Source organism: Fuscibacter oryzae, from assembly GCF_016765795.1.
GTDB classification, from domain to species: domain Bacteria; phylum Pseudomonadota; class Alphaproteobacteria; order Rhodobacterales; family Rhodobacteraceae; genus Fuscibacter; species Fuscibacter oryzae.
In genome coordinates this window covers 228,879-246,793 of record NZ_JAESVP010000006.1, presented here as the reverse complement: position 1 = coordinate 246,793, position 17,915 = coordinate 228,879, and the positions used below count along the sequence as shown (strand labels likewise).

At 64.5% G+C, this 17,915-nt stretch carries 15 protein-coding genes; 6 read left to right on the top strand and 9 right to left on the bottom strand.

What is annotated here, in order from left to right; translation table 11 throughout:
- Window positions 1–69 precede the first annotated feature (69 nt).
- The 6 genes from JI744_RS13820 to JI744_RS13795 are packed head-to-tail and all read right to left on the bottom strand — an operon-like array spanning window position 70 to window position 7,830.
- Window positions 70–1,419 (bottom strand): hypothetical protein, encoded by a 1,350-nt coding sequence (locus tag JI744_RS13820; protein WP_202661720.1) that lies wholly within the window; start codon window positions 1,417–1,419, stop codon window positions 70–72.
- Entirely contained in the window at window positions 1,416–1,997 is a 582-nt protein-coding gene (locus JI744_RS13815; protein WP_202661719.1) for an amino acid synthesis family protein, read from the bottom strand. Before JI744_RS13815 ends, JI744_RS13820 begins: the two co-directional genes overlap by 4 nt.
- Window positions 1,990–2,805: a UPF0280 family protein gene (locus tag JI744_RS13810; protein WP_202661718.1), complete on the bottom strand. Its 816-nt coding sequence runs from the start codon at window positions 2,803–2,805 to the stop codon at window positions 1,990–1,992. Before JI744_RS13810 ends, JI744_RS13815 begins: the two co-directional genes overlap by 8 nt.
- A complete protein-coding gene (locus tag JI744_RS13805) occupies window positions 2,802–4,319 on the bottom strand; it encodes a 6-hydroxynicotinate reductase (RefSeq protein WP_202661717.1) in 1,518 nt (505 codons plus the stop codon). The genes JI744_RS13810 and JI744_RS13805 overlap by 4 nt, the downstream gene beginning before the upstream one ends.
- Window positions 4,316–7,006 carry a molybdopterin-dependent oxidoreductase gene (locus JI744_RS13800; protein WP_202661716.1) on the bottom strand — a complete coding sequence of 897 codons (2,691 nt, stop codon included), beginning with the start codon at window positions 7,004–7,006 and terminating at the stop codon, window positions 4,316–4,318. The genes JI744_RS13805 and JI744_RS13800 overlap by 4 nt, the downstream gene beginning before the upstream one ends.
- Window positions 7,003–7,830, bottom strand: a complete 828-nt coding sequence (locus JI744_RS13795; RefSeq protein ID WP_236019447.1) for an FAD binding domain-containing protein — start codon at window positions 7,828–7,830, stop codon at window positions 7,003–7,005. The genes JI744_RS13800 and JI744_RS13795 overlap by 4 nt, the downstream gene beginning before the upstream one ends.
- Window positions 7,831–7,927: 97 nt before the next feature.
- Here JI744_RS13795 and JI744_RS13790 point away from each other — a divergent pair, with 97 nt between their 5' ends.
- Window positions 7,928–8,347 carry a MarR family winged helix-turn-helix transcriptional regulator gene (locus JI744_RS13790; RefSeq protein WP_202661715.1) on the top strand — a complete coding sequence of 140 codons (420 nt, stop codon included), beginning with the start codon at window positions 7,928–7,930 and terminating at the stop codon, window positions 8,345–8,347.
- Here JI744_RS13790 and JI744_RS13785 read toward each other — a convergent pair whose 3' ends face one another.
- On the bottom strand, window positions 8,348–8,968 hold the full coding sequence (locus JI744_RS13785) for a TetR/AcrR family transcriptional regulator (RefSeq protein WP_202661714.1): 621 nt from the start codon (window positions 8,966–8,968) through the stop codon (window positions 8,348–8,350).
- Window positions 8,969–9,091: 123 nt separating this feature from the next.
- Here JI744_RS13785 and JI744_RS13780 point away from each other — a divergent pair, with 123 nt between their 5' ends.
- Window positions 9,092–11,131, top strand: a complete 2,040-nt coding sequence (locus JI744_RS13780) for an NADH:flavin oxidoreductase (RefSeq protein ID WP_202661713.1) — start codon at window positions 9,092–9,094, stop codon at window positions 11,129–11,131.
- A gap of 114 nt (window positions 11,132–11,245) precedes the next feature.
- On the opposite strand, the gene pyrF is transcribed toward JI744_RS13780, so the two are convergent.
- Window positions 11,246–11,947, bottom strand: coding sequence for an orotidine-5'-phosphate decarboxylase (gene pyrF / locus JI744_RS13775; protein WP_202661712.1), 702 nt, complete (start codon window positions 11,945–11,947; stop codon window positions 11,246–11,248).
- Between the two features lie 72 nt (window positions 11,948–12,019).
- On the opposite strand from pyrF, the gene JI744_RS13770 reads away from it, so the two are divergent.
- Genes JI744_RS13770 through JI744_RS13760 form a run of 3 tightly spaced genes read left to right on the top strand, consistent with a single transcriptional unit; the run spans window position 12,020 to window position 14,619 of the window.
- On the top strand, window positions 12,020–12,880 hold the full coding sequence (locus JI744_RS13770) for an ROK family protein (protein WP_202661711.1): 861 nt from the start codon (window positions 12,020–12,022) through the stop codon (window positions 12,878–12,880).
- A gap of 48 nt (window positions 12,881–12,928) precedes the next feature.
- Complete coding sequence (locus JI744_RS13765) at window positions 12,929–13,702, top strand: hypothetical protein (protein ID WP_202661710.1); 774 nt, start codon at window positions 12,929–12,931, stop codon at window positions 13,700–13,702.
- Entirely contained in the window at window positions 13,699–14,619 is a 921-nt protein-coding gene (locus JI744_RS13760) for a TolB family protein (RefSeq protein ID WP_202661709.1), read from the top strand. Before JI744_RS13765 ends, JI744_RS13760 begins: the two co-directional genes overlap by 4 nt.
- Here JI744_RS13760 and JI744_RS13755 read toward each other — a convergent pair.
- On the bottom strand, window positions 14,607–14,969 hold the full coding sequence (locus JI744_RS13755; RefSeq protein WP_202661708.1) for a hypothetical protein: 363 nt from the start codon (window positions 14,967–14,969) through the stop codon (window positions 14,607–14,609). The genes JI744_RS13760 and JI744_RS13755 overlap by 13 nt on opposite strands.
- Window positions 14,970–15,244: 275 nt before the next feature.
- On the opposite strand from JI744_RS13755, the gene clpB reads away from it, so the two are divergent.
- Window positions 15,245–17,863, top strand: coding sequence for an ATP-dependent chaperone ClpB (gene clpB / locus JI744_RS13750; protein WP_202661707.1), 2,619 nt, complete (start codon window positions 15,245–15,247; stop codon window positions 17,861–17,863).
- Window positions 17,864–17,915: the final 52 nt, after the last annotated feature.

Genomic DNA, 17,915 nt, shown 5'->3' with positions numbered 1-17,915 from the left:
CTCCTCTGTCATGGCCCGATCTGCGCCGGGACCGATTTCATTTGCAGGCAAACAAAAAGTGTAATGTTTTCAAGCGCCTCGCGCGGTGGACATCAACCAGAGACCAAAGATCGTGTAAAGCACCATCAGCGCCGTCATCGGCAGATGGCCCATATTTCGCAGGCCCCGCCCGGCCAGTTTCAGCGTCAGGATCACCGCGAGCAGATGCGCGCCCAGAATCGCTGCGAACTGCACCGCATAGACCGCCTGCATGAACACCGGGTCTGACAGAAACCCGAAAGAGATATAGAACGGCGGCAGGCCAAGCAGGCTGTCACCCCGAAACAACGGGTCATTCAGCGCCCAAAGCGTGTATTGCCCCGTGGTGATCAGCGTGACGAAGAAATGCGCCACATGATAGCCCGCCGCGATGGCCAGAAATGACAGCATCACCGGCCCCGCCGCAAACCCGCCCCCCGCCAAAGCCCGCGACAACCGCAGCCCGGCCCAGATTGCGGCCCCCGTCAGCCCCCAGCTTGCCAGCAAGCCCAGCGTGTTGACCCCAATCACCGCCGAGCGCCCGGTGAACTCCAGCGGGTTCTCTCCGATCAGGCCCATCCACCAAAAGGTCTCGCTCAACCCTTCGAACGACAGGCTGCCCAGCGTCACGATAATGAACGCCATCTGCGACAGGCTCAGGGGTGCCATCCTCACCACCTGCGCGCCGGGCCAGCCGACCATCCACTGCACCCGACCAGCCTCACGCACCCGCCACACGGGCGCGACCCGGCCGATCAGGGCAAAGAACACCGTCAGAAACTCGCCCTGTTCCAGCCAGCCCTCGCCCTCGGCAACAGCCAGCAGCAGAATGACCAGCCAATAGCCCAGCATCAGCCCGGCCAGCCCGGCCGGATCGTCAGGCGCCAGCGATACGATCTGGAACCACGAAAACCCGGCCATCCCCACCACGGCAGGCCAATGGCCCAGGCCTGACAGCCCCACGCTGCCGCGCCAGCCAAGCGCAATCCGCAGCGCCCGAACCGGCGCAACCCAAGGGTTAAAGGGTCGCCACAGATCACCAAACACCATCGAGGCAAAGGGCAGCGCGATCCATACCCCGGTCCAGAACACCAGAGTCAGCAGGTTGTGCAGCGGATCATCCGCCCCCTGAAACCCGATGGCCAGCAGCACGGCCATCGCGATAAAGCCCGCCGTCCAACCCACCATGCGCGGCCAAAGATCCGCCCCCTCATGCAGCAGATGGCCCTGCAACGGCGGCAACCGGTCGGTCAAAACCCCCAGCAAAGCGGTTAGCGCAACGGTCAGCGCCGCCGCAAGAATGTAATGCCCGGTCGGCAGCGTCAGAATCACCGATGGCGGCAGCGCGCAGGCAAGTGCTGCACCGGGCGTCAGGGTCAGGGCCGCCGCAAGCCGCTTCACCGCAAGCCGTCCTCCCCTTTGACCTGACTGATTTCCAGTCCGCCCATCCGGCTATGCACCCGCCCGCCCCGCGCCATGGCCAGCGCAAACAGCACCTCATTCGCGCGCGGCCCATCCTCGCAAGCCACCGTGATGACATCGAACCGCGAGCGCACATAAGCGGCATTCAGGTGGCCAAGTGGAATATCCAGCGTCGTGCCCATGCCGCCCACTTTCATCGCGCTTGGCACAATGGCGCGGCATTCACCCAGCCGGTCGCGCATGCCGTAACCGCCCGAGACATGCCAAATCGCGCCATGTTCATGCTCGCCGTTCTCGCCAACGATGGCGCCCTTGCCATAGGCATCAATGCCCGCCCGCCCGCCCAGCGCCGCCACCAGCCGGTCGGTCAGCATCAGGGCCAGGGGCTTCAACGCCTCCATCGAGGGCTGCAAGTCCACCTCATGGCGCCCGGCGAAAGGGTTGGCGCAAATCGCATAGATCGCGCCCTTGACCGGCGGCGGATCGGCCAGCGGCCCGCCTTCGTGCAGGATTTCTTCAACCTGGGTAACGATCTTGCGGATCGCGAAGTCAGACATGATCAAGTTCCTTCAGCCGCAAATCGCCTTCGGTGACCACCTCACCCTGTAGGAAAAGCGCTGCCCCTTCAATCAAGCCCCGCGCCCGGTATCCACGCGCTGCGGCAAGGCCACGGTCCAGCGCCCGCGCCACTTCGGCCCGGGTCAGCGCGGCAACTCCCACCGTCACCAGCCGAGGGCCCAGATCACTGTCGGCCTGCATCTCGACCGCAGGCCGCCGTGTCACCGCAGGATGCCCCGGAAGATCGACCGCATTGGCGATCATGGTCGCCGCCGCATCGGCCATCGCCGCCGTCCGCGCCACAACCGTCACCGCATCGGCAATGCCCAAAGACCAACTGCGCCCCCGCCAACCAGAAGTCGCAATGCCCCGCGCCACCTCTTCGGCGCGCAGCTCGACCATACCACCCGACGCCATAGCGCAGTGCAAACGCTGGCCGCTCGCCAGATGCACTGCAATATCGCCGCCATTGTTCACATAGGCTCGCTCCACCCCCGGCCCTGCCACTATCGCCACCAGAACCGCCTCGGCCACAGCCCCAGCGACGGCCGCCATGGGCGTGATGAAGGCAGGACGAAACGGCGCCACCGCCGCCGCCATCACCTGCGCAACAGCCCCGTGAACAAGGCTCTGTTCGGCGCGCAGAGAAGGCAATTCAGAGACCAACTCCTCCAGCAACCCATCAAACCGTGCTACCGCCCGGTCATAGGCCCCTGCCCGCCCCGGCCCCCAGACCTGACAGATCAGGTCCATCGGCCCATGGTTCAGATGCAGCCGCCCATCAGCCAGAACGCCCACCTGCATCATGGCTTTTGTCCTTCCTCAAATACTCCGGGGGGTGCGGGGGGCTGGCCCCCCGCCCGGTCGGGCCAGGGTTCCACCCGGCCCGAAACCGGATACTCGCCGCCCGTCGCAATGACCGAGGCCAGATCGCGGATGCTGCCCTCATGCCCGCCCATCGCCAGATAGTCCGCGCGCGGCAGGGTAAACTCCAGCGGGGCCACCAGCGCGGGCGTCGGCACATAGCCGAAGGCACCTTTGGGCAACCGCGTCACATCCACCATGAAGGTGATGCCGCCGCCCGGCCAGACATAGCACTCTGCCCCGCCACTGGTCAGCCGCGTCGCCCCGGCCTGAACCGACCGCGTCAGCCGCACCGGATTGCGCGTCACCCCCGCCCGCAGGCTGCCCCCCGCCCCGCCCATGAACAGCACGGTGCAAAGCGACGGCTCGCAATTCTCGTCAATCAGCCCGACAGTATCGCGCAATGCCTCTGGCAAGGGCGCGATCTGCGGAACCAGCGCCTCATCCAGCACATAATAGCCAAACTCTTCCCCCGTGGTCGAAACCATCAACAGGCGAAGCCCGGCACGCGCACCCTTTTTCGCCTCCCACGGCCCCAGAATCTCCAGCGGATCGGTCAGCCTCGTGCCCCCCCAGCCCAGGCCCGGCTCACTGACCCGGAAATAGCGGCCCGGCGTCGACCGGTGCCCCTTGATGCGGATGCCCGTCGGCTCCCAGCCCAAAACCTTGCCCGCCTGATGCTCGCTGACCACGCCGGTGATGTGGTCATCGACCACCACCACCTCATCCACCAGACCGCGCCACTGGCTGGCGAACATACCGATGGTGGCTGATCCGCAGCCCACCCGCATCCGCCGCTCTGGCGTGCCATCGACAATCGGCGGCCTGCCCGCCTGCACCACAACCGTGGAGCCGCCCTCGATCACCAGCTCCACCGCCTCGCCATTGCACAGGGCCAGCAGCGCCGCGCAGGTCAGTCGCCCCTCGGCCTTCGACCCGCCGGTCAGGTGATGCACCCCGCCCAAAGACAACATCTGGCTGCCATATTCGGCGGTGGTGACATGGCCGATGGGTTCGCCATCCGCCCGAACCACCGCCCCCTCTGGTCCAAGAAAGCGGTCGGTGTCGATCTTCACCTTGACACCGCAATAGGAAAAGATCGCCTCGGTCACCACCGTCACCACATCCGCCCCCGCAATCTGCGAGGCGATGATGAAGGGCGCAGGCTTGTAGTCGGGATAGGTGGTGCCCGATCCGATTCCGGTCACAAAAGTGTCGGCGGGCAAGGGATCGCCCGTCCAGTCGCGCCGTGCAAACGGCACCACATGCCCACCCTGCGCAACCGTATGCGAAAGCATCACCACAGGGTCGGTGCGAATGATGCGGCCCGCGTCATTCGCATAACGGTCGCAAGCCCCGGTCTGGCCCGGCGCGATATAGCACATCACCGGGCAGGCATCGCAGCGGATCTTTTCCTGACCGGACAGGCCCGGCACAGAGGAATCGGAAGCCGTCATCGGCGAACCTCTTTCATCGCAGCCAGAATGCGGTGGGGCAGGGCCGGAAGCTGTGTGATCACTGCACCCGTGGCGTGGCGAATCGCATTCAGAATCGCGGGGGCTGTGGGAATCAAAACATGTTCGCCCAGACCCTTGGCCCCGAACGGGCCGTCAGGATCGGGAATTTCAAGGATCAGGCTTTCAATGGGGGGCACGTCGCCGGTGGTGGGAATCAGATAGTCGTGCAGATTGTCGGTCCGCCCAGTGATATATTCCTCCATCAGCGCCATACCGATGCCTTGGGCGATGCCGCCCTCAATCTGCCCCTCGGCAAGTTGCGGGTTGATCACCCGGCCCAGATCATGGGCTGCCGCGATCTTCAGCAGCTTCACCCTGCCCAACCGCGCATCAACCGCCAGTTCCACCATCTGCGCACCATAGCCGTAAACCGCATAGGGCCGCCCCTGCCCGTTGGCATCCAGAGGCTGGGTCGGTGGATCATAGGTTTCTTCCGCCGAGATCGCATAGCCGCGCGGATCGAGCGGCAAGGCAGCAAGGTCGATCCGATGCAAAGTGGCCCCGTCCTGAACAGTCACAAACTGGCCAGTCAGAGACAGTTTTGCCCCATCCCCCGCATTCGCCATGCGCAAGATCGTCGCCCGCAGGGCTTGCCCCGCCGCCTGCGCGGCGCGGCCAGACACAAAGGTCTGGCGGCTGGCCGAGGTTTTGCCCGCATCGGGTGTCAGCGCGGTATCCGGCCCGACAAAGGTAAAGGCTGCCAACCGTAGCCCAAGGGCATCTGCCGCAATCTGAGGGATGACCGTATTTGACCCTTGGCCAATGTCGGTCGCCCCCTGATGCAGCACCAACTTGCCTGCCCCGGTCAGCCCGATCCGCATGGTCGAGGGGTTGGGCAAGCCGGTATTGCCACAGCCATACCAGCACGAGGCCACCCCCACCCCGCGCAACCAATGCCCCTCTGGCCGCGCATCGCCCATGGCACGCGCCCAATGCGGGCGCAGCGCGGTCAGGCAGGCATGAATGCCCGTCGCTTCCATCACCTGCCCCGTCGCGCTGGTCTGACCATCGCGCAGGGCATTCAGGATGCGAAACTCCAGCCGGTCCAGCCCCGCCTTTTCTGCCAGCCGATCATACAGCGTTTCCTGCCAGACCGCCGCCTGCGGCACACCAAAGCCGCGAAACGCCCCCGACACCGGGCCGTTCGTGTGAATGGCCCGCGCCTTGGCACTGATGGCAGGCGTGAAATAAGGGCCGCTGGCGTGAACCGGCACCCGGTTGGCGACCGTTGGCCCCCAACTGGAATAGGCGCCTGTGTTGAACCGGCCCTCTACCTCCAGCCCGGTAATCCGCCCCTTTGCGTCACAGCCGATCCGGCCCCATATCTGCGCCGGATGGCGTTTGGTGGTCGAGGCCATGCTTTCCCCGCGCCCATAGATCATCCGCGCCGGACGCCCCGTTTTCAGCGCCACCAGCCCGATCAGAGGTTGCAGGCTGACATCCAGCTTGGACCCGAAGCCACCCCCCACAGCCGAGGGCAGAATGCGCACACGATCAACCGGCAACCCCAGAATCGCCGCCGTATCATCGCGGTCCATCACCGGGGCCTGCGTACAGGCGCGGATGCACAGCGTTTCGCCCTCCATCCAGGCCGCGCCTGCCTCTGGCTCGATATAGGCATGTTCGACATAGGCGGTCGTCACCCCCCCTTCGACCACATGGGCCGAACCGGCCAAGACCGAAGCCGCATCACCCCGTCGAACCACCCCTTCGATCAACAGATTTCCGGCCCGCCCGGGCAGCACAAGGGCAGATCCCGGCGCTTCGGCCTCTGCTGCGGTCAGAACGGCGGGCAGCGGCGTCCAGACAATCGGGAAATCTGCCAGATCGGGCAGCGCGCCCGGCTCAAAAGCGACGACGGCCACGCATTCCCCCCGGAATCGCGCCGTATCCGCAGCAATCGCGGGTTGGTCCGCAAAGGCGGGGATCACCGAAAAGGCATTGCGGCCTGGAATGTCCGCAGCCGTAAAGACGGCGGCAATGCCGGGGCGACGGGCGAAAGCCGCAAGATCGCCAAAGGCAAAGGCCGCATGAGGATGAGGAGAGCGCAGGGCCTTGACCATCAGCGCCCCTTCGGGCGCAAAGTCCGCCCCGAACACATCGCCCTGCACCTTGGCGTCCCCATCCAGCCGCGCGATCCGCGCGCCCACTGCCGGGCCATCCGGCGCAATCTCAGCCGGTTCATCACGCCAGGCATCGCACACCGCCGCCAGAATCTTGCGATAGCCCGTACAGCGGCACAAAACGCCGCCCAGAGCCTGTTCTGCCTGTTCCTCGCTGGGGCGGGGCGTGTGGGACAGCAGCTCTGACGCGGCCATCAGCATCCCCGGCGTGCAGATGCCACATTGCGCAGCGCCATGACGCAAAAAGCTGGCGCGCAGCCGGGTCAGTGTGTCGCCTGCGCCTTCGACTGTTTCGATCCGGGCACCCTCGGCGCGGGCGGCGGGCATCAGGCAGGCGCAGACCGCCTTGCCATTCACCAGCACGGTGCAAGCGCCGCAATCGCCCGCGTCGCAGCCCACCTTGGTGCCCCGCGCGCCCAACCGCTCGCGCAGAACCTCTGATAAGCGTTCGGTTGCCGGGGCATCACAGGCAATGCTTTGGCCGTTCAGGGTAAACCGGATCATCCTGCTGCCCCTTCCAACGCACGCCGCAGCAACTCTGCCACCGCCTCCAGCCTGTACCCTGCCGGGGCGCGGACATCGTCAATCGGCGACAGGCTGGCGGTAATACCCTCGGCCCTGATCCGTCCAGCCAAACCGGCAACCGGCGCACCCAGCAAAGCCGCTTCAATAATTGGCAGGCGGCAGGGCACCGGCGAACAGGCGCCCGCCGCAATCATAATTTCAGTTACTATTCCTTCGTTAGTCACACATCGAACGGCCACAGACGCGATCGAGATCACCAGATGCGCCCGCGCGCCCAGCTTTAGAAACACCCCCTTGCCGCCCAGCGCCCGTTGCGGGATGCGCACGGCCACGACCAGTTCATCCGGCCTGCGATCCGTGCGCCGTGGTGCCAGAATAAATTCGGCCAGTGGCACGTCTCGCCGCCCATTGGCCGAGTCCAGTTCGACCACAGCATCCAACGTCAGCAGCGGCGGCACCCCATCAGCCGCAGGCGAGGCGTTGCACAGATTGCCCGCAATGGTGCCGACGTTCTGCACCTGCCGCCCACCCACCTGCACTGCCGCCCGCTGCAATCCGGCAAGTGCGGCAGGCAAGGGGGTCGCCGCGATCTCGGCCCAGGTCACCGCACCGCCGATGCGCAGGCCGTCTTGTTGGGTGATTCCCTGCATCTCAACGATGCCCGTCACATCCACGACCGACCGGCGCAATTGCGCGCCCGCGCCCGGATAGACATCGGTCCCCCCCGCCAGCACATCCCATCCGCCGCCCGCCATCAAGGCCAGCGCGTCCCGCAGACGCGAAGGGCGGGAATAGTCAGTCAAGCTGGCCCCCAATTCATTTGCATACGAACAGATTGGGCACGGCTGGCCCGCCTGTCAACTTTCTTGCACTGTCGCACGCCACAGCCTATGCCAAACCATGATCAAGCCCACAGACTATGCATTGGACGATCAGGTCGGCTATATCCTGCGCCGCGTCACGCAGCGCCATCTGACCATCTTTGCCGAGGCGATCCCAGAGGTTACCACCACCCAGTTCGCCGTTCTGGCCCGCCTGTCGCAGAGGGGGCCGCTGTCACAGAACCATCTGGGCCGGGAAACCTCGATGGATGCCGCGACGATCAAGGGCGTGGTGGACCGGTTGACCAAACTGGGCCTGACCACCACCAAGCCAGACCCCGAAGACCGCCGCCGCCTGACCGTCAGCCTGACCGATGCCGGGGCGCGCCTGTTTTACGAGCGGGCCGAAACCGGGCTGCGGGTCTCGGCCAGCACGCTTGCACCACTGAATACGGAAGAGCAGGCAAGCTTTTTGGCGCTGTTGGCCCGGCTGGTCTGATCAGGGCTGATGTCGGGCCCGAAAGGCGGCAATTTCCGGCGCGGTCGGTGATCTGCCGCAAAACGCCAACGCATAAGACGGGATGCGTTCGATCCGCCGCGCGACCGTTTCAACCATCCGCATCGCGATATAGCCAACCTGCGTCAGATAAATGGTATGGGCGCGAATGTCGGCCTCGGCCGCATCATAGTCAAACCGGCGGAACAGTGCCGCTATTGCCTCGATCCGGCTTTGATCCGCCTCGGCCAGCGTGGCGGCCAGACCCTGGTCGGTCAGGGCCCAGGTGCGGATGGCAAACTCCAGCCGCGAATCAAACAGGGCAGGGTCAATCCAGCAATCGAACAGATTCAGCACAGCCTCGGTGATGGTGGTTGCGGGTGCCTCGCATCGTGCAATCAGATTGCCGGTGTTATGCCCCTGCCAGCGCGCGATCAAACCTGCCAGCAGCGCCTCTCTGTCAGGAAAATGCCAGTAGAAAGAGGTGCGCGACATGCCCAGCCGCTCTGCCAAGGGCGCAACCTTGACCGCCTCGACCCCACCGGTCACCAGCACCTCATAGGCGGCATCGAGCCACAGCTCCGCCGACCCGCGCCACCCCCTGTTTTCTGTCGGCTGATCCATGGCCGGACCATAGGCGAGGTCACAACCCCTCACAACCGGACAAAATCGACACTACTGTCGAGTTTTTATTTGACGGATGGAAAAGACTGCGTAATCTTGCACAAAAGCCACCGAGAGGCCGCCATGTCGAACGATCCCCTTCTTCAGCCCTATCAGCTGAAACACCTGACCTTGCGCAACCGCATCATGACAACCGCGCATGAACCGGCCTATTCCGATGACGGCCTGCCCAAGGACCGTTATCGCCTGTACCACCTCGAACGCGCCAAGGCGGGCGTTTCCATGGTGATGACCGCCGGTTCCGCCAGCGTCAGCCGCGACAGCCCGCCGGTGTTTTCGAACCTTCTGGTCTGGAAGGACGAAATCGTTCCATGGATGAAAAAGCTGACCGATGACTGCCATGAGGCGGGTGCTGCGGTGATGATCCAGCTTTCCCACCTTGGCCGCCGCACCCGCTGGGACAAGGGCGACTGGTTGCCTGTTCTGGCCGCTGGCCCCGCACGCGAACCGTCGCACCGCGCCTTTCCCAAGGTGATGGAAGACTGGGACATTACCCGCGTCGTGCAGGATTATGCCGATGCCGCCGAGCGTATGGCCGCATCCGGCGTCGATGGGCTGGAGTTTGAATGCTACGGCCACCTGATGGATCAGTTCATCAGCCCGCTGACCAATGGCATGCCCCCCGGCCCCTATGACGCCACCACGCTGGACAACCGCCTGCGCTTTGCCTTCGATGTGCTGTCGGCGGTGCGCGAACGGGTCGGGCCAAAGATGCTCTTGGGCATGCGCTATACGGCCGATGAGGATTCGCCCGGCGGCATCCCCCCCGAGGAAGGCGTCGAAATGGCCCGCCGTTTCCGCGATTCGGGTCTGGTCGATTTCGTCAACATCATCCGCGGCCGCATCTTCACCGACCCGGCTATGACCGATGTGATCCCGATTCAAGGCATGCGATCTGCCCCGCACCTTGACCTAGCGGGCCGCATCAAGGCCGAGGTTGGCCTGCCCACCTTCCATGCCGCCCGCATCCCCGATGTGGCCACCGCGCGCCATGCTGTGGCTGCCGGTATGCTCGACATGGTCGGCATGACCCGCGCCCATATGGCCGACCCGCATGTGGTGCAGAAAATCGTCGAAGGGCGCGAGGAAGACATTCGCCCCTGCGTCGGCGCCACCTATTGCCTTGACCGCATCTATCAGGGCGGCATGGCGCTTTGCATCCACAACCCTTCGACCGGGCGCGAGGAAACCCTGCCCCATGCCGTGCCCCCCGCCGATGTGAAAAAGCGTGTCGTCATCGTCGGCACCGGCCCTGCCGGACTGGAAGCCGCCCGCGTCGCCGCCGAACGCGGACATGAAGTGACCGTGTTCGAGGTGGCCGACCAGCCCGGCGGGCAGATTCGCCTGACTTCGTTGACCAAACGCCGTTCGGAAATGATCGGCATCATCGACTGGCGCATGGCCCAATGCACGGCGCGCGACGTGGATTTCCGCTTCAACACCTGGGCCGAGGCGGGCGATGTGCTGGCGCTGAACCCCGATGTGGTCATCATCGCCACCGGCGGCATGCCGGAAAAGGACATCCTCGATTTCGGCAATGATCTGACCGTGACAGCCTGGGACATCCTGTCAGGCGATGTGAAACCGGGCCAGAACGTGCTGCTGTTTGACGATGCGGGCGACCATACCGCCCTGCAAGCCGCGCAGTTCCTGGCCGAAAGCGGCGCCACGGTAGAGGTGATGACCCCCGACCGCACCTTTGCCCCCGAAGTGATGGCGATGAACCTTGTTCCCTATATGCGCGCCATGCAGGACAAGAAGGTGACCTTCACCGTCACCTATCGCCTGACCGGGGTGGAAAAAGACGGCAACCAGATCAAGGCCGTGATCGGGTCTGACTATATGAAGCTGGCGCAGGAACGTCACTTTGATCAGGTCGTTGTCAACCACGGCACCCAGCCCTTGGCCGACATCTATTTCGACCTGAAACCCCAGTCCGAAAATCTGGGCGAGGTGAACTACGAAGCTCTGATCGCCCGCCAACCGCAACCCGCGGGCAAGGGGCCGAAAGGCTTTCAGCTTTACCGCATCGGCGATGCGGTCGAGGCACGCAACACCCATGCCGCGATTTATGAGGCGATGCGCCTGATGGTGACTGTCTGAGATTGAACCGGAGCAAATCGGGAAAGGCCGGAACTTATAGGCTCCCACCTTTCGCTTGCCCTTCCCGAAATACTCCACGGGGGTCCGGGGGTGTGAAACCCCCGGCCTTTCCGGCTATCGGCGCAGTTCGGCCACAATCACTTGAGCCGCAACACGCGGATCAGCCGCCTGCCAGACCGGGCGCCCCACCACGATATGATCGGCCCCATCGCCAATTGCCTGCGCGGGCGTGGCGATGCGCTTCTGGTCGCCCACAGCAGCCCCTGCGGGCCGCACGCCCGGCGTGACGATCAGCTTGCCCGCCGCCTGCGGCAAGGCGCGGATCATCGCCGCCTCTTGCGGGCTGGCAATCACGCCATCGGCCCCGGCCTCCAGCGCGCGGGCGGCGCGTTCCAGCGTGATCTCGTGAATGTCCCCGGCCTTGATCAGGTTCGCATCCAGATCGGCCCGGTCCAGCGAGGTCAGCACCGTCACCGCCAGAATCTGCGTCGGCCGCCCCTTGCGCCCCTCGGCCGCCGCGCGCACCACTTGCGGGTCGCCATGCACGGTCAGAAAGTCCAAGTCATATTGCGCGATGCCCCGCACCGCCGCCTCAACCGTGGCGCCGATGTCGAACAGCTTCATGTCCAGAAACACCCGCTTGCCCAGTTCCTGCTTCAGCTCATTGGCCAGCGCAAAACCGCCGCCGGTCAGCATGCCCAGCCCGATCTTGTAAAAGCTGACCGCATCGCCGATGCGGTTGACCAATTCCAGCCCCTGCACCACGTTCGGCACATCCAGCGCCACGATCAGGCGGTCATCGGCGGGCATTGGCATCGCGGTCTCCTGCTGTTGGGGGCGGCTGGGTGATGGGCCGCAAGGGCGCGGCTGTCAAGCAGGGAGAAGACAATGATTCTGGCATTCGAGATCGGCGGCAGCCGGATCCGCGCCGCACGGGTGCAGGGCGCGGTGCTGGAACCCTTGGGCGAATGCCCGACGCCCGCCGATGACCTGTCTGCCTTTGTCGCCGCCCTGCGCGGCTTTCTGACCGATGAAACCGTCGTTTCCCTGTCGATTGCCGGGGTGGTGGACCCGATCAGCGGCAGGATCATCGTTGCCAACATCCCCTGCCTGAACGGGCGTGCCGTGGCGGCTGACCTGACCGCAGCCCTTGGCCGCCCCGTCACAGTGCTGAACGATGCCGATTGCTTTGCCCTGGCCGAGGCACGGCATGGCGCGGGGCGAGGGCATGCCAGCGTGTTCGCGTTGATCCTTGGCACCGGCGTCGGCGGCGGGCTGGTGATGAACGGGCGGTTGGTCAGCGGGCCGGGTGGGATTGCCGGCGAATGGGGCCATGGGCCGGTGGTGCGTGGCGCCTATGCCCTGCCCTGCGGCTGCGGACAGGTGGGCTGCCTTGACCAGTTGGGCGGCGCGCGTGGGTTGGAACGGCTGCATCGACTGATCCATGGGCATGACCTATCCGCGCCAGAAATCGTGACTAACTGGCGGAATGGTGACGCATCAGCCCTGGCCAGCATCACCGAATGGCGCGCGATTCTGGGTGGCCCGCTGGCCATGTTGGTGAACACGCTGGGCGTCACCTGTCTGCCGGTGGGGGGTGGCTTGTCGAACGCCCCAGATCTGATCGCGGCGCTGGACGAAACTGTCCGCGCGGGCATCCTGCGCGCGACCGATGCCCCCCTGCTGGTGCCCGCGCAACTGGGCGCGGATGCCGGTCTGATCGGCGCGGCAGAGGCGGGGGCAGGTTGACAGCCGCAGCGCTTGGTAGTCACCTCGCCCCAAGCAGAAAGGCCTGGCATGGATATTACCCTGACCTTCGACCGCCCCGAGGAGGGGCCGAACTCTGGCCCGGTGCAGGTGGGTTGGTTTCTGACCAGTGACAAGGGCGCGGTGCTGTATGATCCGCCCGAGCGCGTCAGCTTTCGCCAGACCAACCGCACCCATGCCAAATCCGCTGCCCGCTGCCCCGGCGTGATTCAGTTGGAAAGCCGGTATTTCATGGTGAAATGCCCGTTCGACCTGCACATCGGCTTTGGCCGCGATGACAAGGGCAAGGCGCATCTGGTCAACCGTGCAGGCGGCGCCAGCACGATTCGTGGCAACAAGCTGGGCGAGGTGCTGTCCCTGATGGCCGAGGCTGAGTGGCGCTATCCCGACCGCCCGACCGTGCAGCTTTCGCTGCCCTACTGCTTCATCGCCGATGAACCGGTGTATGTGACGCAGCTTTCGCCCTTTCTGCATTATCGCTCCGAAACCCTGCCCGGCACCATCTTTGGCGGGCGCTTTCCGCTGAACATCTGGCCGCGTCCGCTGATGTGGGCCTTTGAATGGCACGAACCGCAGAAAGACCTGATCCTGCGCCGGGGTGAGCCGCTGTTCTATGTGCAGTTCGAAGCAAACGGCCCCGACCGCGCCGTGCAATTGGTCGAGGCCGAGCGCACGCTCGAATTGCAGACATACATGGAGCAGATCGGTGGCGTGGTGAACTACGTCAACCAGACCTTCGGGCTGTTCAAGGCTGCCGAATCGCTGCGCCCCAAACGCTTGCTGACCCCCAAGGTTCGCGATTGAAAAGCCTGATCGAGACCTACCATGTTGCCAGCGGCACGGTGCGGCTGGTGCTGGAGGTCGATGGCCGGGTCGAAGCGCCGAACTGGTCGCGCTGTGGCGGCTGGCTGATGGTCAACTCTGCCGGGCTGCTTTATCGCATCCCGCTTGATAACCCCCGGATGGAGCGGATCGACACCGGCCCCGCCACCCGCTGCAACAATGACCATGGGTTCAGCCCGGATGGACAGGTGATCTACTTGTCCTCGCATCACGAAGGCCGGGGCGCGCAAATCTACCGGATGCCTGCCGCTGGCGGGCCTTTGGAAAAGATCAGCCCGCAGCCGCCAAGCTGGTGGCATGGGGTTTCATCTGATGACAAAATGCTGCTCTATCCGGCCGTTCGTGAAACATCCGAGGCGCTGGATATCTACACGATGCTAGCGCCCCCTCACCCTACCCTCTCCCCCGAAGGGAGAGGGCGCACCACCCAATCCGATGCGCCTCCCTCTCCCCTCGGGGGAGAGGGCCGGGGTGAGGGGGCGCCACAAGAAACCCGCCTGACCCAAGGCATCGGCCACTCCGACGGCCCCGATTTCAGCGCCGATGGCCGCCGCATCTACTGGAACTGTGATGCCACGGGCCATGCCCAAATCTGGGTGATGAACGCGGATGGCAGCGACCAGCGCCCCCTCTTCCGCGATGACCATGTGAACTGGTTCCCGCACCCGTCGCCTTGTGGGCGACATCTGGTCTATCTGGCCTATCCGCCCGGCACCCAAAGCCACCCGGCCGACCTGCCGGTGGCCTTGGTGCTGTGCAACCCCGATGGCACCGACCGTCGCCGTATCCGCGCATTCATCGGCGGTCAGGGCACGATGAATGTGCCGAACTGGTCGCCCGACGGATCAGCCTTTGCCTATATCCGTTACGCGATATAGCCCGCAGGCGGCGGCGCACCCCAGGCCGAGATATGCACCTCTGCCCCGTCCGGCCCCGCCAGATGTTCCGGCGTCAGCCCGACGATCCGCAGCCGCAGGGGGCGCCCCTGAGTCAGCTCTGGCATCAATATGCGAGAGGCCGCCGGCCCGAGCCGCCCCAGAACCATGTTCTTCTGGCGCGGAATCACCCCAAGGAATGGCCGGCGTATCCGCGCCATCACGCCAATCGTGCCGTCATCCAGCGACACCGCCTCTGCCGCGTCGCCCAGGCATAGGCCCGCTCGCGCAACGTGAATCTGCAGACCCAGAACCTGAGCCTTGTGGATCAGCGGTCGTAACGTCTCATGCATGGCTGTCCCGCCCTTTTCCCGCATTGGGAGAGTTTTAGTGCGGCAGCACAAGCGCGGGTTTCCGCCTACGCGGCGCGGCGCCCACGTTCGCGCCCTGTTTCGGCGGGTTTCCGCAGGCCAAGATTCATCTGCAATTCAGCGTTTTGCGATATTTTCGCCGCAGGTGTTGCACAGTCTTGCAACGCCCCGATCCGGTGCCCATGTCTCGGGCAAGGCCGGAACGGGCGTGCCTTTTCAGGGCGTCCAAAGACGGTGCTTCAGAAAAGGAGATACCGATGAATTTGGAGAAATTCACGGAGCGGTCGCGCGGCTTCCTGCAAGCGGCCCAGACGATTGCGATGCGCGAAAATCACCAGCGCGTGCTGCCCGACCATCTGCTGAAAGCCTTGATGGATGACGATCAGGGCCTTGCCTCGAACCTGATCCGCAAGGCAGGCGGCGCGCCCGACCGCGTAGCCGAGGCGAATGATGCCGCCCTTGCCAAGCTGCCCAAGGTTTCGGGCGGAGAGGGCAACACCTATATCGACCCCAGCCTTGTCCGCGTGCTGGACGAAGCGGAAACCGTGGCGAAAAAGGCCGGGGACAGCTTTGTTCCGGTGGAACGCCTGCTGACCGCTTTGGCCTTGGTAAACACCCGTGCGCGCGATGCGCTGTCTGCCGGGGCGGTGAACGCCCAAGGCCTGAACGCGGCCATCAATGAGGTGCGCAAGGGCCGGACCGCCGACACTGCCTCGTCCGAAGAGACGATGGAGGCCTTGAAGAAATATGCCCGCGACCTGACCGAAGCCGCCGCCAGCGGCAAGATCGACCCGATCATTGGTCGCGACGAAGAAATTCGCCGCGCCATGCAGGTTCTGTCGCGTCGCACCAAGAACAACCCGGTGCTGATTGGTGAACCGGGTGTTGGCAAGACGGCGATTGCCGAGGGCCTTGCCCTGCGCATCGTTGATGGCGATGTGCCGGAATCCTTGCGCAACAAAAAGCTGATGGCGCTGGACATGGGCGCGCTGATTGCCGGCGCGAAGTATCGTGGTGAGTTTGAGGAACGCCTGAAAGCCGTATTGAACGAGGTGACCTCGGCCAATGGCGAGATCATCCTGTTCATCGACGAAATGCACACTCTGGTCGGGGCCGGGAAATCCGATGGCGCGATGGATGCCGCCAACCTGATCAAACCCGCGCTGGCGCGGGGTGAGCTGCATTGCGTTGGCGCCACCACGTTGGATGAATACCGCAAATATGTGGAGAAAGACGCGGCCTTGGCCCGCCGGTTTCAGCCCGTGATGGTGAATGAACCGACGGTCGAAGACACCATCAGCATCCTGCGCGGCATCAAGGAAAAGTATGAGCTTCACCACGGGGTGCGCATCGCCGACTCGGCGCTGGTGGCGGCGGCAACGCTTTCCCACCGCTACATCACCGACCGTTTCCTGCCCGACAAGGCGATTGACCTGATGGACGAAGCCGCCAGCCGGTTGCGGATGGAGGTGGATTCCAAGCCCGAAGAGCTGGACGCGCTGGACCGGCAGATCCTGCAAATGCAGATCGAATCCGAGGCGCTGAAGAAAGAGGATGACGCGGCCAGCAAGGATCGGCTGGAAAAGCTGGAAAAAGAACTGGCCGATCTGAAAGACCGCTCGGCCGAAATGACCGCCAAATGGCAGGCCGAACGCGACAGCCTGGAAAAGGCCCGCGACCTGAAAGAGCAACTCGACAAGGCCCGCGCCGAACTGGAACAGGCCAAGCGCGAGGGTGACTTTGCCAAGGCGGGTGAACTGCAATACGGTCGCATCCCAGCGCTGGAAAAATCGCTGGCCGAGGCCGAGGCGCGCGAGGGTGAGGCTTTGGTATCCGAAGCCGTGCGGCCCGAGCAGATCGCCGAAGTGGTCGAGCGTTGGACCGGCATTCCCACCACCAAGATGCTGGAGGGTGAGCGCGAAAAGCTGCTGCGCATGGAAGAGGAACTGGGCAAGCGGGTGATCGGCCAGCATGACGCGGTGGTGGCCGTGGCCAATGCCGTGCGCCGGGCGCGGGCGGGCCTGAACGATGAAGGTCGGCCTTTGGGCAGCTTTCTGTTCCTTGGGCCGACCGGCGTGGGCAAGACCGAACTGACCAAAGCCGTCGCCGAATATCTGTTTGACGATGAAAACGCGATGGTCCGCATCGACATGTCGGAGTTTATGGAGAAACACTCGGTCGCGCGGCTGATCGGCGCGCCCCCCGGCTACGTCGGCTATGACGAGGGTGGCGTTCTGACCGAAGCCGTGCGGCGGCGTCCCTATCAGGTCGTGCTGTTCGACGAGGTGGAAAAGGCCCATCCCGATGTGTTCAACGTGCTGTTGCAGGTGCTGGATGATGGCATCCTGACCGATGGCCAAGGCCGGACGGTGGACTTCAAGCAGACGCTGATCGTGCTGACCTCGAACCTTGGCGCGCGGGCGCTGTCGGAACTGCCCGAAGGGGCCGACCCGACCGAGGCCCGGCATGAGGTGGAAGAGGCGGTTCGGATGCACTTCCGGCCCGAATTCCTGAACCGTCTGGATGAGCAGATCATCTTTGACCGCCTGACCCGTGGCGACATGGACGGCATCGTCACCATCCAGCTTCGTCGCCTTGAAAAGCGGCTGGCCCAGCGCAAGATTTCGCTGGAGCTGGATCAGGCGGCGCGGCAATGGCTGGCCGACGAAGGCTATGACCCGGTGTTCGGCGCCCGGCCCCTGAAGCGTGTGATCCAGCGCGCCCTGCAAGACCCGCTGGCCGAGATGCTGCTGGGTGGGCAGGTGCTGGATGGCTCGGTGGTCAAGGTCACCGCCGGTCCCGATGGCCTGATCATTGACGACCGAGTGGCGGCCACCAGCCGCCGCGACAAGCCGGTAAAGGCTGTGATCCACTAAGCCAAAACCCCCGGAGGAAACTCCGGGGGTTTTCCTTTTCGCGCCCATCGGC